Source organism: Mycobacterium novum, from assembly GCF_010726505.1.
Lineage (GTDB): Bacteria > Actinomycetota > Actinomycetes > Mycobacteriales > Mycobacteriaceae > Mycobacterium > Mycobacterium algericum.
In genome coordinates this window covers 4284164-4299137 of record NZ_AP022562.1, presented here as the reverse complement: position 1 = coordinate 4299137, position 14974 = coordinate 4284164, and the positions used below count along the sequence as shown (strand labels likewise).

Here is a 14974-nt window from a genome sequence, read left to right as displayed (position 1 = left end):
GCGCGGGCCTGTCCGGCACGGCCGAAACGACCGCCGAGCGCTGCGCTGCCGTGCTCGACGAGATCGAGCAGGCGGTGGTCGGCAAGCGGCCCGCCCTGACGCTCATTCTGACCGCGGTGCTCGCCGGTGGCCACGTGCTCATCGAAGACCTTCCCGGACTGGGCAAGACGCTGATCGCGCGGTCGTTCGCCGCGGCGCTCGGATTGGACTTCACCCGCGTGCAGTTCACCCCGGACCTGCTGCCGGCCGATCTGCTCGGCACCACCATCTACGACATGGCCTCGGGCCGTTTCGAGTTCCGGCGCGGCCCGATCTTCACCAACCTGGTGCTGGCCGACGAGATCAACCGGACCCCGCCCAAGACGCAGGCCGCCCTGCTGGAGGCGATGGCCGAGGGGCAGGTCAGCATCGACGGGCAGACCCACCGGCTGCCGTCGCCGTTCATCGTGCTGGCCACCGACAACCCGATCGAGTACGAGGGCACCTACCCGCTGCCCGAGGCGCAGCTGGACCGGTTCGCGATCAGGCTGCGACTGGGTTACCTGCCCGAACAGGGCGAGGCGGCCATGCTGCGCCGGCGACTCGACCGGGGAGCCGCGCTGCCGACGGTGCGCAAGGTGGTCGACGCCGACGACGTGACGGCGATGCGGGAATCGGTGGAGCAGGTCAGCGTGCACGACGACGTGCTGCGCTACGTGGTGTCACTGGCCAACGGCACCCGCCACCACCCGCAGGTCGCCGTGGGCGCCAGCCCGCGATCAGAACTCGATCTGATCCAGCTCGCCCGGGCGCGCGCGCTGCTGCTCGGCCGCGACTACGTGATCCCCGAAGACGTCAAGGCGCTGGCCACCTCGGCGGTAGCACACCGGATCGCGCTGCGGCCGGAGATGTGGGTGCGACGCATCCAGGGCGCAGATGTGGTGGACGAACTGCTGCGACGACTTCCGGTGCCGCGGACCCAAGGCGCGCCCGGACCCGCCCCGGATACCGCGCCGCCGTGACGAGCCGCCACCCGGAAACGCCCGAACCCGGCGACGTCGATACCGAATTGCACTGGCATGCGTCGCCGTTGACGCAGGCCTTGGCGACCGGTGCGGGACTGGCGCTGGTGGTGGCGGTGGGCGCCGCGCGCTGGCAGCTGATCGCCTTCGCCGCGCCGCTGCTGGGTGTGCTGTGCTCGCTGGGCTGGCAGCCGCCGCTACCGGTGTTCCGCGTGGGCGCAACGCCTGGCTCGCAGCGCTGCTTCGAATCCGAGCCGGTGGAGCTGACGGTTCGGGCCGCGGCGGCCGCCGGGGAGGCGAGCGCGATCCGGGTGGCGGTGTCGACGCACCCGGCGATGATCCGTCACAGCGGCGCCGAGTCCGGCTCACGGACGGTCGTGACCGCCCGCGCGGAACGCTGGGGCCGTTACCCGATCCAGGCCACCGTCGCCGCCGTGGCACGGGGCGGGTTGCTGGCCGGGACGGCCACCGTCGAGGTCGGCGAGGTCACGGTGTTCCCGTTGGCGCCCCCGCAGGCCACCCCGATCCCGCACAGCGAACTGCTCGACCGGGTCGGAACCCACCTGACCCGGCACCCGGGTCGCGGCGTGGAGTACGCCGACATCCGCCCTTACATCCCCGGTGACCCGTTGCGTTCGGTGAATTGGCCGGTAAGCGCAAGACGGGGGAGACTGCACGTGACCGAGCGGTTGACCGATCGGGCAGCCGACGTGGTGGTGCTGATCGACGGCTACCCGCAGCCGCGCGGGCCCGCGACGGCCGCGACAGAACGTTCGGTGATCGGCGCCGCGCAGGTGGTGCAGACCGCGTTGCGCAACGGTGACCGCGCCGGCGTCGTGACGCTCGGTGGCCGGCAGCCGCGCTGGGTCGGCGCGGATATCGGGCAGCGCCAGTTCTATCGCATCGTCGACGCCGTGCTGGGCGCCGGCGAAGGCTTCGAGAAAACCACCGGAACGCTCGCACCGCGGGCGGCGGTGCCGCCGGGCGCCCTGATCATCGCCTTCTCCACCCTGCTCGACACGGAGTTCGCGCTCGCGCTGACCGACTTGCGCAAACGCGGCCACGTGGTGCTCGCCGTCGATGTGCTGGCCGGCCCCCCGTTCGAAGAGGACCCCGATCCGCTGGTCAGCCGGATCTGGATGCTGGAGCGCACCGCCATGTACCGCGACATGGCCACCATCGGCGTCGACGTCGCATCGTGGCCGCCACCACAGCCACTGGAACAGTCGATGCTCCTGGCGACGCAGCGCCACCGCCCGACGGTGGTGCGGTGATGGGGCACCCGGTCGGCGCCGCCGAGACCCTGCCGCTGGTGTTGTCCGGCGCGTGCGGATTGGCGATGACGGCGACCGTCGCATCCGGCGCCGCCGGGCCGGCTGCCGTCCCGGCGCTGGCCGCCGCCGGCGCGGTGCTGGCCGGATTCCGGTGGCCGGCGGCGGCGACGGTCGCGGTGCTACTGGCGGTCGTCGCGATCGGGATCACCGATCCGCCAACGGTTTCGGCGGCCGTGGCCGGGCTGGCCGCGGTGGGATACCTGGTGTTGCGGCACGCCGGCACGATGACGCTGCCGACGGTGATCGCGGTCGTCGGGTTCACCGTGGCCGGGGTGGCGGCCACGGCGTTCCCATGGAGTCTGCCGTGGCTGCCGCTACTGGCGCCGTTCGTGGTGCTCGGTGTCTGCGTCGTGGTGGCTCAACCGTTTCTGGGCACCGGACGGTAACCGGTCAGACTCCGGAGGCCTCGTTGAGCGCCTCCAGGGTGCTGGTCGCCTCGAGGTACTCCTGCACCCAGCGCTCGATGACCGTCGAGGTCTTCTCCACCTTGGTGAACTGGCCGACGACCTGGCCCACCGGGTTGAACGCCACGTCGACGCTCTCGTTGGGGTACTTGTTGGTCGCCCGGACCGCCATGCCGGAGACCATGTACTGCAGCGGCATGCCCAGCGGCTTGGGGTTCTCCGGGGCCTCCCACGCCTCGGTCCACTCATTGCGCAGCATCCGGGCCGGCTTGCCGGTGAAAGAGCGGCTGCGGACGGTGTCGCGGCTGGTCGCCTTGATGTAGGCGGCGTGCTGCGCCTCGGTATTGGAGGACTCCTCGACCATCAGCCACTGCGAGCCCGTCCATGCGCCCTGGGCGCCCAGCGCCAGGGCCGCGGCGATCTGCTGGCCGCTGCCGATGCCGCCCGCCGCCAGCACCGGCACCGGTGCCACGGCCTTGACGACCTCGGGCCACAGCACGATCGAACCCACCTCGCCGCAGTGGCCGCCGGCCTCGCCGCCCTGGGCGATGATGATGTCCACCCCGGCCGCGGCGTGCTTGCGCGCCTGCGAGGCGGAGCCGCACAGCGCGGCGACCTTGCGGCCGGCCTCGTGGATGTGCTTGATCATGTCGGCCGGGGGAGTCCCCAGCGCGTTGGCGATCATCGTCACCTTGGGATGCTGCAGCGCCACCTCGACCTGCGGGGTGGCGGTCGCCTCGGTCCACCCGAGCAACTGCAGGCTGTCCTCTGCGGCGTTCTCGACCGGGACACCGTGCTCGGCGAGCAGCTTCTTGCCGAAGTCGAGGTGCTCCTGCGGCACCAGCTTGCGAAGCGATTCGGCGAGTTCCTCGGCGGACTGCCCGGAGTCCATGCCCTCGTATTTGTTCGGGATGACGATGTCCACGCCGTACGGGTGGTCCCCGATGTTCTCGTCGATCCACTTCAGTTCGATCTCGAGCTGCTCGGGAGTGAAGCCGACGGCGCCGAGCACCCCGAACCCGCCGGCCTTGCTCACCGCGACGACCACGTCGCGACAGTGGGTGAACGCAAAGATCGGGAACTCGATGCCGAGTTCGTCGCAGAGGGGAGTGTGCATGACCTACTCCTTCGCAGGGCGGCGGATGGAAGTGGAACGTGTTCTAATTTAGTACCAGACCCGGGCGCGGCTAGGCCAGTCGGCCACCAGGTGAGCGCTCTGCAGCTCACACTACCGCCGATCGTGTAACCGATCAGCGCGTGGCGACAGCGCGTAACACCGCCACCCCGAAACCGGCCGCGCGACGCAGGGAACGGCCGGGCGCACGGCCGGGCCCACTGACACGCAGCACCGGCCAGCCGTGCTCGGCGGCCAGCGCCGCCAGGCCGGGGCGCGGATTGACCGGCCGGGGCCGGCCCACCAGCGACATCAGCGCGGCATCCTCATTGCCGTCGGCGTAGAAGAAGCTCTGGCCGAGGTCGATCCCGTTGTCCTCGCAGAACCGCTGCACCGCAGCCGCCTTCTGGCGACCCCACACCACCGGTTTGACGATGTCACCGGTCAGCAGGCCATGTTCGTCGAGTTCGAACCGGTTACACAGCACCTGTCCGATACCCAAATACCGGGCGACCGGTTCGGCGTGGATGGTCAGCGCCGACGAGCTCAGCACCACACTGTGGCCGCGCTGCTGGTGGGCCCGCACCACCTGCTGCATGAGCGGGTATATCCGGCCGGTGATGTGGTCGACGAAGAGCCGCTCACCGATCTCGTCGAGCTCACGGATCGATTCGCCGCGCAGGTAACCCGCCGCGCGCACCAGGAGTCGTTCGAATTGCATGCGGCCCAACCGGTACCGCACGGCGGCCTCGACGACGCCGAGCACCTCGCCGGCCCGGGCCTGGCGCCGGCGGATCCGGTCGCCGGCATGCGCGGTGGCGGTGAACCCCGACACCAGCGTGCCGTCCAGGTCGAAGAACGCCCCGACCCGGGCTCCCGGCTCGGTGCTGCCGATCTCGGCGATCAGATCGCTGGTCATCGGCGTCGATGTTACGGCCGGCCCCGCCGGCGGTGGTGGTCACGCGCCGCACCGGTGGTCGCGAAACCGGCAGCTGATAGCGTGTTCGGCCTATGGATGAACAGACCGCCTCGACGACCAGTGAGACCGCTGCGAGCGAGGTGCGCCAGGCCCTGGCCGAGCGGGCCGAGCAGCTGGGCTGGCAGCGAACCGAGCGGGAGCGCGTCGACGTCTACGGCCGGGGGGTCTTCCACGTCCACGCCGTGTGGCGCGATGCCGGCACCCTCAACGGCGGCGCGCACTATGAGGACTCTGTGTTGCTGGCCTACACCACCGACCTGGGCAAGATCCAGAGCTGGCTGGCCAGATAGCGCTCGGTAACCGGGGCGGCTCCGGTTCGCAACGGTTGCATAACCGCCCCTCGTGTCACTCTGGGCGACAATTTTCACACGGCTAACTTCGGTCCCGACCTTGTTGTTATCGGGATGGGGAAGAAGCCATGTCACGAATCCGTAAGTACCTCACCGTTGCGGCCGGTGCCGCCGCGGGAATGTTCCTGGGGGCGCTCGCCTCCAGCACCGCCGCGACCGCGGACACCGCTCCGATCAACCCGGGGCTGCCCGGTGTGGTCGAGCAGATGGTCGCGTCCTCGACGGCCATTCCGCAGCAGTTGCTGCAGACCACCACCTCCGCGCTGAGTGGAACGCCGCTGGCGCCCGCCGCGTCGCCGGCGCAGTCGCCGATCGCCACCGCCACACTCAACGTGCCGCAGACCACGACGCCGGCCAGCCAGCCCACCGGCCTGCCGGGGCTGTCCGGTCTCCCGGCCAACCTGAGTTCGGTGCTGCCGTTCCCGATGCCGAACTTCGGCGGCACGACGCCGGTGGCGGCCGCACCGACCACGATGGTCCCCGGCGCCTTCGCGCCGACGGCTCCGGTGACGCCGATGGAGGTCATGCTGATTCCCGGCTTGCCCTGACGCTGAGGCCGTAACCTCGGATCGGTGAGCGCACGCGCAGGAATCGTCGTCACCGGTACCGAGGTCCTCACCGGGCGGATCGCAGATCGCAACGGACCGTGGCTGGCCGACCGGCTCTTGGAGCTCGGAGTTGAGTTGGCGCACATCACGATCTGCGGCGACCGGCCCCGCGACATCGAGGCACAGCTGCGGTTCCTGGCCGGCGAGGGTGTCGACCTGATCATCACCAGCGGCGGACTGGGGCCGACGGCTGATGACCTGACGGTCGACACCGTCGCCCGGTTCTGTGGCCGGGATGTGGTGCTCGACGCCGCACTGGAGGCCCGGATCGCCGAGATCATCAAGCCGCTGATGGCGCGCTTCACCGGTCCGGGCGCCCCGGATTTCGCGACGGTCCGGGCGGCCAACCGCAAACAGGCGTTGATCCCGGCCGGCTCGACGGTGCTCGACCCGGTGGGCACCGCCCCCGGAGTGGTGGTGCCCGGCGCCCCGACGGTGGTGGTGCTGCCGGGCCCGCCCCGCGAATTGCAACCGATGTGGCACAAGGCGATCGGCACCCCCGAGGTGCAGCAGGCGATCGCCGGCCGGACCCGCTACGAACAGCAGACCGTGCGGATGTTCGGGTTGCCCGAGTCCGGTCTGGCCGACACACTGCGGCACGCACAACAAGTGATCGCGGACTTCGTGCGGCTGGAGATCACCACCTGCCTTCGTGGCGGTGAGCTCGAGATCGTCACCCGCTACGAGCCCGACGCGGCGGCGGCCTACGGCCAACTGCTGGCGGTGCTGCGTGAGCGGCACGCCCGGGCGATCTTCTCCGAAGACGGTTCGCGGATCGACGATCTGGTCGCGGGGCTATTGGCCGGCCGGTGGATCGCGACCGCGGAATCTTGCACCGCGGGACTGCTGGCGGGCAGACTGGCCGACCCGCCCGGGGCCTCGGACTATCTCGCCGGCGGGGTGGTGTCCTACTCCAACGACGCCAAGGCGGACCTGCTCGGCGTCGACCCGGCACTGATCGCCGAGCACGGCGCGGTCTCCGAACCGGTGGCCGAGGCGATGGCCGCCGGCGCGCTGCGCCGATTCGCCGCGGACACCGCGGTGGCGATCACCGGAATCGCCGGGCCCGGTGGCGGAACGCCGGATAAGCCGGTGGGCACGGTCTGTTTCAGCGTTGCCCTGGGCGACGGCACGCTGCTCACCCGGACGACTCGGCTGCCCGGGGACCGCGCCGACGTCCGGGAACGGTCGACGACGGTGGCGATGCATCTGCTGCGGCGCGCATTGTCAACTGGCTGATGGTGACCCGCAACCGGTGGTATGAACGTCACACCGAGGAGTTGCGGGCGTGGACACACAGTGGGCGTGGTTCGGCGGATCCGGCTATTGGCTGGGCCGGCTGGTGCTGGAACGCGGCATCGCCGCGGTGTACGTCGTCGCGTTCGTCGCCGCCGCGCGGCAGTTCCGTGCGCTGATCGGCGAGAGCGGCATGTTGCCGGTGCCGCGGTATCTGCGCCGGCGGTCATTCCGGGTGGCGCCCAGTATTTTCCAGCTGCACTACTCGGATCGGTTCTTCGCCGCCACCTGCTGGTCCGGCGCGGCGCTGGCGGCGGCGCTGGTGGCCGGTGCCGGCGAGCTGGTGCCGCTGTGGGCGGTGATGTCGATTTGGCTGCTGCTGTGGGTGATGTACCTGTCGATCGTCAACGTCGGCCAGGCGTGGTACTCGTTCGGCTGGGAATCGATCCTGCTGGAGGCCGGGTTCCTGGCGGTGTTTTTGGGCAACGACCGGGTCGCACCGCCGGTGCTGGTGATGTGGCTGGCCCGGTGGCTACTGTTCCGGCTCGAGTTCGGGGCGGGGTTGATCAAGCTGCGCGGCGACTCCTGCTGGCGCGACTTGACCTGCCTGTACTACCACCACGAGACCCAACCGATGCCGGGCCCGCTGAGCTGGTTCTTCCACCAGCTGCCCAAGCCGCTGCACCGTATTGAAGCCGCCGGCAACCACTTCGCCCAGCTGGTGGTGCCGTTCGGGCTGTTCGCCCCCCAGCCGATCGCCGGGGTGGCGGCGGTGATCATCATCGTCACCCAGCTGTGGCTGGTGGCCTCCGGCAACTTCGCCTGGCTGAACTGGGTGACGATCGTGCTGGCCGCCGCGGCGCTCGACCAATCCTGGCTCACCGGACTGTTTCCCGGGTTGCGGCCACCGGAGATGCCGGAATCCCCGGTGTGGTTCACCGCTGTGGTGATCGCGTTCACCGCCGCGGTGGTCGTGCTCAGCTACTGGCCGGTGCGCAACTTGGCCTGGCGGCAGCAGCGAATGAACGCCTCGTTCAACCCGTTTCATCTGGTCAACAGTTACGGAGCATTCGGCACGGTCGGCCGTTGCCGCCGGGAAGTGGTCATCGAGGGGACCGCAGCCACCGAGCTCACCGACCGGACGGTTTGGCAAGAATACGAGTTCAAGGGCAAACCCGGTGCGCTGGATCGGCTGCCGCGGCAATGGGCGCCATACCATCTGCGGCTGGACTGGCTGATGTGGTTCGCTGCGCTCTCACCGGCTTACGCGCGTCCGTGGCGCGACGCCCTGCTGCAACGTCTGCTGCGCAACGACCGCGATACCTTGCGGCTGTTGCGCCACAACCCGTTTCCCGACGAACCGCCGCGCTACGTGCGGGCGCTGCTCTACGAGTACCGCTTCACCACACCCGCCGAGCGTCGGCGGGATCGGGCGTGGTGGCATCGCAGCCTGGTGGGCGTCTACCTGCCGCCGGTCTCGGCTCACGGGATGCCCGCGCCGCCGGGCCCTCGTTAGCGCCGCGGTGGTCACCCAGCTTCGGGCCAACCGTCGATGGCCGGTGGCTGTTCCTCGGGCGATCACGGCCTGCCCAGCAACAGGGACGATTCCGTCGCGCGCGAGGTGGCGCGCGAGCACGGGAATGTTGACAAACCGCAGGTCGTAAATCGTGCCGTCGGGTGATACTGGACAATTCAGGGCATCGGCAAAGGCCCACATGGCCCTGTCGAGCGGGTGGCATCCGGGCCCGGCTCGGGAATCTCACGCAGCTTGAGTTGGCCAAGCTGGTTGATATGCGGCTTCACCGGCCTCCTTAGAAGGAATGGATGATGAGACGGACTACGGGAGCGGCAGCTGTCGGCGTAGTCATCGCGGGGATGGCCCTGGGGGCTGCGGGAGCTGCGGGGGCGGATGACGAGGCGTTTCTGGACCAGATTCCGCCGCGCACCTACATCGGCATGTGGACCACCGATGCGGGTCGCCTGGCGAACGGTTACCAGATCTGCACGATGATCAAGACCGGTACGCCACCGCACGTGATCGCCGAGTCGTACAGGTGGGACGACGGTTGGGCGTGGGTGAACGCCGCGCAGCGCGAGCTGTGTCCAGACACCCTCGAAGGTCCGAAGTGAAAATCGCGACAAACCGCAGTCTCCGGTGAGTCGACCACGGCACCGGTAAGCGGCTTCCGCCGGTGAGCCGATTTCGACGCAGCCCGTGTTTGAGCAGACCGTGTAGGCGGTACGCCGCCCTCGGGCACTTCATGTGCTCGGCATCGCGAGATGGCTCAAGCCTGGATACCGTGGCCGGATTCCCGGGAGGGAGCGGCATTCTCGGAGACGGTCACGGTATTGCTGGTACCGCACAACAGGAACTGTGTCCCGACGCAATCAAGTAGATCAGAACAGGGCGTTGCTGCCGAATAGGGTGCCGATGGCATTCCACATAGTCTGTATGGTGCGCACGGCTTGGCCCACTTGTCCGTCCTGGCAACGTTAACGGGGCGCCGGGCCGGGCACGGCGAGTTTCGCCTCAGAGCTCGAGCAGCACGGTGACAGGGCCGTCGTTGACCAGTTCGACGTGCATGTGCGCCCCGAATCGGCCGGTGGCCACCCGGGCGCCCAGCCGCCGCAGCGCCTCGGCGAACTCCTCCACCAGCGGCTCGGCGACAGCGCCGGGCGCAGCGGCATTCCAGGACGGGCGGCGCCCCTTGGCGGTGTCGGCGTAGAGGGTGAACTGGCTGATCACCAGAATCGGTGCGCCGACATCGGAGGCCGAACGTTGCTCATCGAGAATGCGCAACTGCCAGAGTTTTTCGGCGAGCCGGTGGGCTGTCTTCACGTCATCGTCGTGGGTGACCCCGACCAGCGCCACCAGTCCCTGTCCGTCCGGGGCGATGGCGCCGACGGTTTCGCCGTCGACCGTGACTCGCGCCGACGAGACTCGTTGCACCAGAACCCGCACGGGCTCGATGGTAGGTACGCTCGCGCTGGGAACTCCGAGAGGGGCGTCAGGTGTCGGTGCTGGTTGCGTTCTCGGTCACGCCGCTGGGGGTGGGCGAGGGAGTTGGCGAGATCGTCGCGGAAGCGGTGCGGGTGGTTCGCGAGTCGGGCCTGCCGAATCGCACCGATGCGATGTTCACCGTGATCGAAAGCGACAGCTGGGCCGAGGCGATGGCGGTCGTGCAGCGGGCGGTGGAAGCGGTGGCTGCCCGGTCACCACGAGTGAGCACGGTGATCAAGGCCGACTGGCGAGCCGGCGCGGTCGACGCGATGAGCACCAAGGTGGAGTCGGTGGAGCGGCACCTGGCGGCGCCACCGCTCAGTTGACCGCCACATCGAGGATCGGTCTGCCGACGCCGGCGCCCGGCCCGTCGAAGTGCCACCACTCCCCGGAATAGACGGCGAGGCCGCCGGCACTCATTGCCTCGCGCAGGGCGGCGCGTTCGGCGGCGGCCTGCGCGCCGATCCCCTCGGCGAACGCAGCGGCACGGGGCGAGAAGTCGTCGAAGCCGGTGCCCATCTCGACCAGCCGGCCCCGCGGGTCGGCGGTCGTCACGTCGACCGACCGCCCGGTCTCGTGGCTGCGGGCCAGCGGTCCCGGGCGGGCAACCCAATTCGGGTCCGGCACCACCTCGAACATCCGGACCTGCACCTCATGCGGGCGGTAGCAGTCCCAGAACACCAGCGTTCGGCCGCGGCGGCGCAACACATCGGCCGCCGCCGCCAACCCCGGGGCCAGCGACTCGTGCACCAGGCACCGGGCGTTCGCCGGATACAGCTGCACGCCGGTGAAGTTGTTGGTCGTGGCGTACCGCAGGTCGATGATCGCGTCGGGCACGGCGCTGCGGACGTCGACGAAACCGGCCGCGCGGGCGGGTGCGGGCAGCGGCGGCACGTCGCCCCCGGGGGCCGCCGCGGCCGGCCCGGCCGGCAGCCAGCCGGCGATCAGCGCGGCGAACATCAGGATCCGCAGCGTCGCCATTCGGCCATTGTCGCGTCTCATGCCGCAACCACGATGGTCAAGCGGTGGTCGTCGCGTTCCACCCGCATCCCGGCTCGCCGGGCGGTCGCCGCCACGCCCGCGACGTCGTCCGGCTCGGCCTTGGCCGAGGCCAGCGCCCGCGCCAGCCGGCCCTTGTGGGCCTTGTTGAAATGGCTGACCGAGACCCGCCGGCCATCGGGATGTTCGGCGACGACGTCGACGCCGACGGCACCGGGAATCCTGGCCAGCGACGCATAGGCGCCGGATCGCAGGTCGACGACCAGTTCGGCGGCGGCGATGTCGGCCAGCACCGGCTCCAGGACGGGCCGCCAGCGTTTGGCCAGCCCGGGCTGTCCGGGCAGCTTCGAGGCCGCCGAGAGCCGGTAGGCCGGCACCTGATCGGTCGCCCGCAGCAGCCCGAACAGCGCCGATCCGACCGCCAGCCGAGCCGTTGCACGCGCCGCCGCTGCGCCGCGCAGCGAATCGACGTCGAGCGCCTCGTAGAGCACCCCGGTGTAACGGTTGATCGCCGGCGCCGTCGGCGCGGTCCGCAGCTGCGCGTTGCGTTCGATCTCGGCGTCCTGGGCAGCCGAGAGCGCCAGCGCGTGCCGGCTGGCCTCCGGGTCCGCGGCCAGCGCGATCAACTCGTCCACCAGCGTCGCCCGCAGCCCGTTCAGTTGCGGCGACCCCAGTGCGTCGAGTCGCAACGGCTGCCCGTCACCGCCGGTGCGCTTGGTCTCCGACGGGGGTAGCAGCACGATCACAGCGCAGAGGTTAACCGAGCGGCCGCGCACACCAGCGCAGTGGCGAGCATCGCGGCGCCGAGCGTGTCGGTGAGGAAGTGGTAGCCGCAGGCCACCAGCCCGAGCATGCCCAGCACGCTCAGCGCCGCCGCCAGTGCCAGCGCCCAGCGCCGAGCCTCCCGGCAGGCGTGGGCCACCACGACCATCATGGCCAGCACCGCGACCAGCAGTGCGGTGTGTCCGCTGGGATATGCCAGGTAGGGGCCGTTGCGGCGGTCGAAGAGGTGCTTGAGGCCCTGGGCGGCCGCGGTGACGACGAACGGGCAGATCAGCACCGCCGCCGTCAGCGCCCACTGCCGCCTGAGCAGGGTGACCGCCAAACATCCCACCAGCACTGCGAGCACCAGCCAGCCGCTGGTGAAGGCCAACAGCCACCGCGGTTGCTCACCGAACACCTCGCGGGTGCGATGGCTGAACCAGCCGTCGAAGGGTGTCGAGCCGCGGCCTACCGCCCATCCCAGGGCCAGCGTCGCCAGCACGCCGACCGGCGGCCACCAGCGCAGCGCCGCGGCGGCGCCGGGGTACCTCCGGCCTATTGCTAGGCCGACTTCTGGAACAGTGGCAGCAGTGCCTGCCGGCGCCGGTCGTTGCCGTCGGCGAGCGCGTGCAGCGCCTGCTCGACTGAGCGGGCCGTCGGGAACATGGCGTCCTCGTCGAAGTCACCGAGCAGTTCGCTGACAGCGGGGCCCTCGATGAGCGTCCAGTCGACGCCCGCGGCGCGGCAGTCACCGTCGAGGACGCACAGCAGCCAGATGCCGGCGGCGGCGAACGAGGTCACTCCACTCAGATCGAGCAGCAGCGGCTCCTTGGCCAGGACGAAGCGACGGGCGTGCTCGCTGAGCTCGTCGACGTTGCTGGAGTCGATGCGGCCCCGGATCGTGATCACCGTCGCGAGGTGCCGGGAGTGCGCTCGAATCTGCGCGTCACCGCACTTCACGGTGGGGTTGCCTTGCTGACCGATCCGCGCTGCGCTCCGAGTGGTGATCGTGATAGCCATACCAGCCCCCGCTTCCGATATCCGGTCATTGTCGGCAGGTGGCCGACGGTGACATTTCCCGACGTTAGGCGGCGAAGTTAAGGCAGCTTGGGCGGCCTCTTAACGCTTTCGTGAGATCTCGAAGGGCTCGGTCGACCCGGTGAAAGCGGTGCGCTGGCCCTCGAGCCCGCGGGCGTCGCCGTCATAGCGCAGCCGGTAGCGTCCGGCGGCGGTGTTCTCGGGCACCGTCCAGGTCACGGTGACGGTCGACCCGCGGCGCCCGGCGCGGCGCCAGCGGAACGTCGTCGACCAGTCCCCGTCGTCGGCCACGGTGCTCCAGCCACCCTCGGCACCGCCGGTCTGCCGCTCAACCCGCAGGTAGGTGCCGCCACGGTGCAGGTCGTTGTTCGGGTGGGCGCCGGCGAACACCGCCGTCACCGTGGCCCCCGGCTGGTAGTGGGCCAGCGGCGGTGCCAGCACCTCGCCGAACCGGCGGCCGGCGGCCGGCTCGTCGGCGCTGACCCGCCGGCGCGACCGCCGCCTGCGGGGTGGCTCGGCCGCAGCGTTGCCGACCGGCGCCGGCCGCCGATCACGCATCGCGGTGGCCAGCCCGGCCGCCACCTGCTGCAGCGCGGCCAGTTCCCAGCGTCCGAACAGCGTGCTGCCACCCTCGTAGCGCTGTTCCTGGTACTCCTCGGGAGTGGTGACGTAGTGCAGGTAGCCGTTGCTGTAGCCGGCCACCAGCACATCGCGCAACTCGGCGCCCACGATGGCGGCCACGGTGCGCCGTAATCGCAACCCGGCCACGATGGTCACCTCGGCGGGGATGCCGATCAGATACAGCTGCCCGATGCGCAGCAACTGCACGGGGCCGCCGTTGGGCATCAGCGTCAGGGCCCGATTCAGTCGGCTGCCCGGCCCCACCAGGCCCTTGGGTGCGTGGGCGTCGCGGAGTCGCGGCGCCACGCGGTAGACGGTGGCGTCGACCAGCGAGTCGACGATGCAGTTGCGGCCCTGTCTGAGCAGTGGGTGCAGCGGGCCCGGGCCCTCATCGGTACCGGCCAGTGCCGCCGCCCCGGCCACCGCGGGGCCGGTGCGATGGGTTCGGCCGTCACCGGTGAACTCGGGTGAGACCTCGAAATCCGACAGATCGACGTACGTGGCCAGGGCGGCAAGGCCGCCGGTGACCTCGGCGCCGTGCCCGGTCGTCAGGTCGGCGGCCGCGGCGGCCTGCCGTTCCCCGATGATTCGGGTGTTCTCGAACTCGTCTTCGGTGGGGCCGCTGCCGGGACGGTGGTTGAGATTGGGCGACATGTCGCCGCTGTTGGTCTGGGCGAAGGCCGCGACGAAGTCGGGCGGATCGGGTGCCAGGTAGTCGACGCCGCGGTCGATGCGCTCCCACCGGTAGGCGGCGTAGCCCTTGTTGTCGCCGCTGATCAAGGTGTTGCGATTGGTCATGGACGTGCCGTGGGTGGCGAACCAGTTCACCGCGCCGACCAGCCGGCCGCTGCGTTCGATGCGCAGCAGCGTGGTCTGCGGGTCGATCGCGTCGGGGAAGTGGGCGCGCTCGGCCTCCGGGTTGCGGGCGAACGCCGACGGCGAGCGGTTGCTGCTGGCGTCGTGCAACCGGCCGACGGCCAGGCTCAGGCTGGCGGGAGCGAGGTCGGCGTGTGCGCGCTCGACGGCTTCGCAGATGCCGTCGACGATCGCGGCGAACGTCTGCGGCCGGAATCCGCCGGTGTTGGAGTTGTAGAGCCGGTGGTCGGAGTAGCCGCCCGGACCGCAATGGGTGTGTGTCGCCGTCAGCATCACGTTGTGGACGGTGTACAGCTCGCCGTGGGCGGCGGCCAGCCGACCGAGCACCTCGCGGTGCACGCTTTCCAGCAGCAGCGGCAGTTCGCACACCACCAGCAGCAGGCGCACCTCGCTGGCGGGGTGGACGATCACGAACGCCCGGGCGCGCAACCTGTTGTGCAGGCCGGAGGTCTGCTGGGAGGCCACGCCGTAGCCGAGCATTCCGCATTCGGCCGGCTCGCCGGTGATGTCGGCGATCCCGCGGCCCACCCGATACTCCTCTGGCATCGCTCAAGTATCACCGGGCGTGGTCGCTCGCGATTCGGCAGTCCCGGTCGATACGCTGTCCCCGCGACAGAGGCCAGTCAAGACGGCTACAGCCCATCGGCGAAA

Annotated in this window: 17 protein-coding genes; 9 read left to right on the top strand and 8 right to left on the bottom strand. The window is 70.2% G+C overall.

The features are described 5' to 3' along the window. Positions 1-8 precede the first annotated feature (8 nt). Genes G6N19_RS20260 through G6N19_RS20250 form a run of 3 tightly spaced genes read left to right on the top strand, consistent with a single transcriptional unit; the run spans position 9 to position 2721 of the window. A complete protein-coding gene (locus G6N19_RS20260; RefSeq protein ID WP_041319815.1) occupies positions 9-1001 on the top strand; it encodes an AAA family ATPase in 993 nt (330 codons plus the stop codon). Then, complete coding sequence (locus G6N19_RS20255; RefSeq protein WP_193465512.1) at positions 998-2275, top strand: DUF58 domain-containing protein; 1278 nt, start codon at positions 998-1000, stop codon at positions 2273-2275. The genes G6N19_RS20260 and G6N19_RS20255 overlap by 4 nt, the downstream gene beginning before the upstream one ends. Continuing rightward, positions 2272-2721 (top strand): hypothetical protein, encoded by a 450-nt coding sequence (locus G6N19_RS20250; RefSeq protein ID WP_193465511.1) that lies wholly within the window; start codon positions 2272-2274, stop codon positions 2719-2721. Before G6N19_RS20255 ends, G6N19_RS20250 begins: the two co-directional genes overlap by 4 nt. Before the next feature lie 4 nt (positions 2722-2725). On the opposite strand, the gene G6N19_RS20245 is transcribed toward G6N19_RS20250, so the two are convergent. Both G6N19_RS20245 and G6N19_RS20240 read right to left on the bottom strand, forming a co-directional pair. Then, on the bottom strand, positions 2726-3856 hold the full coding sequence (locus tag G6N19_RS20245; protein WP_083038537.1) for a nitronate monooxygenase: 1131 nt from the start codon (positions 3854-3856) through the stop codon (positions 2726-2728). Between the two features lie 133 nt (positions 3857-3989). Next, entirely contained in the window at positions 3990-4772 is a 783-nt protein-coding gene (locus G6N19_RS20240) for an HAD family hydrolase (protein WP_193465510.1), read from the bottom strand. Positions 4773-4864: 92 nt separating this feature from the next. On the opposite strand from G6N19_RS20240, the gene G6N19_RS20235 reads away from it, so the two are divergent. The 5 genes from G6N19_RS20235 (at position 4865) to G6N19_RS20215 (ending at position 9156) form a co-directional block, all read left to right on the top strand. After that, complete coding sequence (locus G6N19_RS20235; protein WP_193465509.1) at positions 4865-5122, top strand: hypothetical protein; 258 nt, start codon at positions 4865-4867, stop codon at positions 5120-5122. 128 nt (positions 5123-5250) lie between these two features. Beyond that, positions 5251-5730 (top strand): hypothetical protein, encoded by a 480-nt coding sequence (locus G6N19_RS20230; protein ID WP_193465508.1) that lies wholly within the window; start codon positions 5251-5253, stop codon positions 5728-5730. Between the two features lie 24 nt (positions 5731-5754). Continuing rightward, entirely contained in the window at positions 5755-7029 is a 1275-nt protein-coding gene (locus tag G6N19_RS20225; RefSeq protein ID WP_013828920.1) for a competence/damage-inducible protein A, read from the top strand. Positions 7030-7078: 49 nt separating this feature from the next. Continuing rightward, positions 7079-8542: a lipase maturation factor family protein gene (locus G6N19_RS20220; protein ID WP_013828921.1), complete on the top strand. Its 1464-nt coding sequence runs from the start codon at positions 7079-7081 to the stop codon at positions 8540-8542. Between the two features lie 311 nt (positions 8543-8853). After that, positions 8854-9156, top strand: a complete 303-nt coding sequence (locus G6N19_RS20215) for a DUF732 domain-containing protein (RefSeq protein WP_158019467.1) — start codon at positions 8854-8856, stop codon at positions 9154-9156. Between the two features lie 400 nt (positions 9157-9556). Here G6N19_RS20215 and dtd read toward each other — a convergent pair whose 3' ends face one another. Then, a complete protein-coding gene (dtd, locus tag G6N19_RS20210) occupies positions 9557-9988 on the bottom strand; it encodes a D-aminoacyl-tRNA deacylase (RefSeq protein ID WP_013828923.1) in 432 nt (143 codons plus the stop codon). Between the two features lie 50 nt (positions 9989-10038). Between dtd and G6N19_RS20205 the strand changes: the two genes are divergently transcribed. Then, on the top strand, positions 10039-10353 hold the full coding sequence (locus G6N19_RS20205; protein WP_013828924.1) for an MTH1187 family thiamine-binding protein: 315 nt from the start codon (positions 10039-10041) through the stop codon (positions 10351-10353). Here the strand turns inward: G6N19_RS20205 and G6N19_RS20200 are convergent. The 5 genes from G6N19_RS20200 to G6N19_RS20180 all read right to left on the bottom strand — a co-directional run bounded on the left by G6N19_RS20200 (position 10346) and on the right by G6N19_RS20180 (position 14869). Continuing rightward, on the bottom strand, positions 10346-11008 hold the full coding sequence (locus tag G6N19_RS20200) for a M15 family metallopeptidase (RefSeq protein WP_013828925.1): 663 nt from the start codon (positions 11006-11008) through the stop codon (positions 10346-10348). The genes G6N19_RS20205 and G6N19_RS20200 overlap by 8 nt on opposite strands. A gap of 17 nt (positions 11009-11025) precedes the next feature. Beyond that, positions 11026-11772, bottom strand: coding sequence for a peroxide stress protein YaaA (gene yaaA, locus G6N19_RS20195; RefSeq protein WP_013828926.1), 747 nt, complete (start codon positions 11770-11772; stop codon positions 11026-11028). Then, a complete protein-coding gene (locus G6N19_RS20190) occupies positions 11769-12290 on the bottom strand; it encodes a phosphatase PAP2 family protein (RefSeq protein ID WP_013828927.1) in 522 nt (173 codons plus the stop codon). Before G6N19_RS20190 ends, yaaA begins: the two co-directional genes overlap by 4 nt. A gap of 59 nt (positions 12291-12349) precedes the next feature. Next, positions 12350-12808: an STAS domain-containing protein gene (locus G6N19_RS20185; protein ID WP_013828928.1), complete on the bottom strand. Its 459-nt coding sequence runs from the start codon at positions 12806-12808 to the stop codon at positions 12350-12352. Between the two features lie 99 nt (positions 12809-12907). Beyond that, positions 12908-14869 carry a neutral/alkaline ceramidase gene (locus G6N19_RS20180; RefSeq protein ID WP_041317865.1) on the bottom strand — a complete coding sequence of 654 codons (1962 nt, stop codon included), beginning with the start codon at positions 14867-14869 and terminating at the stop codon, positions 12908-12910. Positions 14870-14974: the final 105 nt, after the last annotated feature.

What these genes read in the sequence shown, in the direction of transcription:
- G6N19_RS20245 (WP_083038537.1), bottom strand. Translation starts at nt 3,856, where the DNA reads ATGCACACTCCCCTCTGCGACGAACTCGGCATCGAGTTCCCGATCTTT.
- G6N19_RS20240 (WP_193465510.1), bottom strand. Translation starts at nt 4,772, where the DNA reads ATGACCAGCGATCTGATCGCCGAGATCGGCAGCACCGAGCCGGGAGCC.
- G6N19_RS20235 (WP_193465509.1), top strand. Translation starts at nt 4,865, where the DNA reads ATGGATGAACAGACCGCCTCGACGACCAGTGAGACCGCTGCGAGCGAG.
- G6N19_RS20230 (WP_193465508.1), top strand. Translation starts at nt 5,251, where the DNA reads ATGTCACGAATCCGTAAGTACCTCACCGTTGCGGCCGGTGCCGCCGCG.
- G6N19_RS20215 (WP_158019467.1), top strand. Translation starts at nt 8,854, where the DNA reads ATGAGACGGACTACGGGAGCGGCAGCTGTCGGCGTAGTCATCGCGGGG.
- G6N19_RS20200 (WP_013828925.1), bottom strand. Translation starts at nt 11,008, where the DNA reads ATGGCGACGCTGCGGATCCTGATGTTCGCCGCGCTGATCGCCGGCTGG.
- G6N19_RS20185 (WP_013828928.1), bottom strand. Translation starts at nt 12,808, where the DNA reads ATGGCTATCACGATCACCACTCGGAGCGCAGCGCGGATCGGTCAGCAA.
- G6N19_RS20180 (WP_041317865.1), bottom strand. Translation starts at nt 14,869, where the DNA reads ATGCCAGAGGAGTATCGGGTGGGCCGCGGGATCGCCGACATCACCGGC.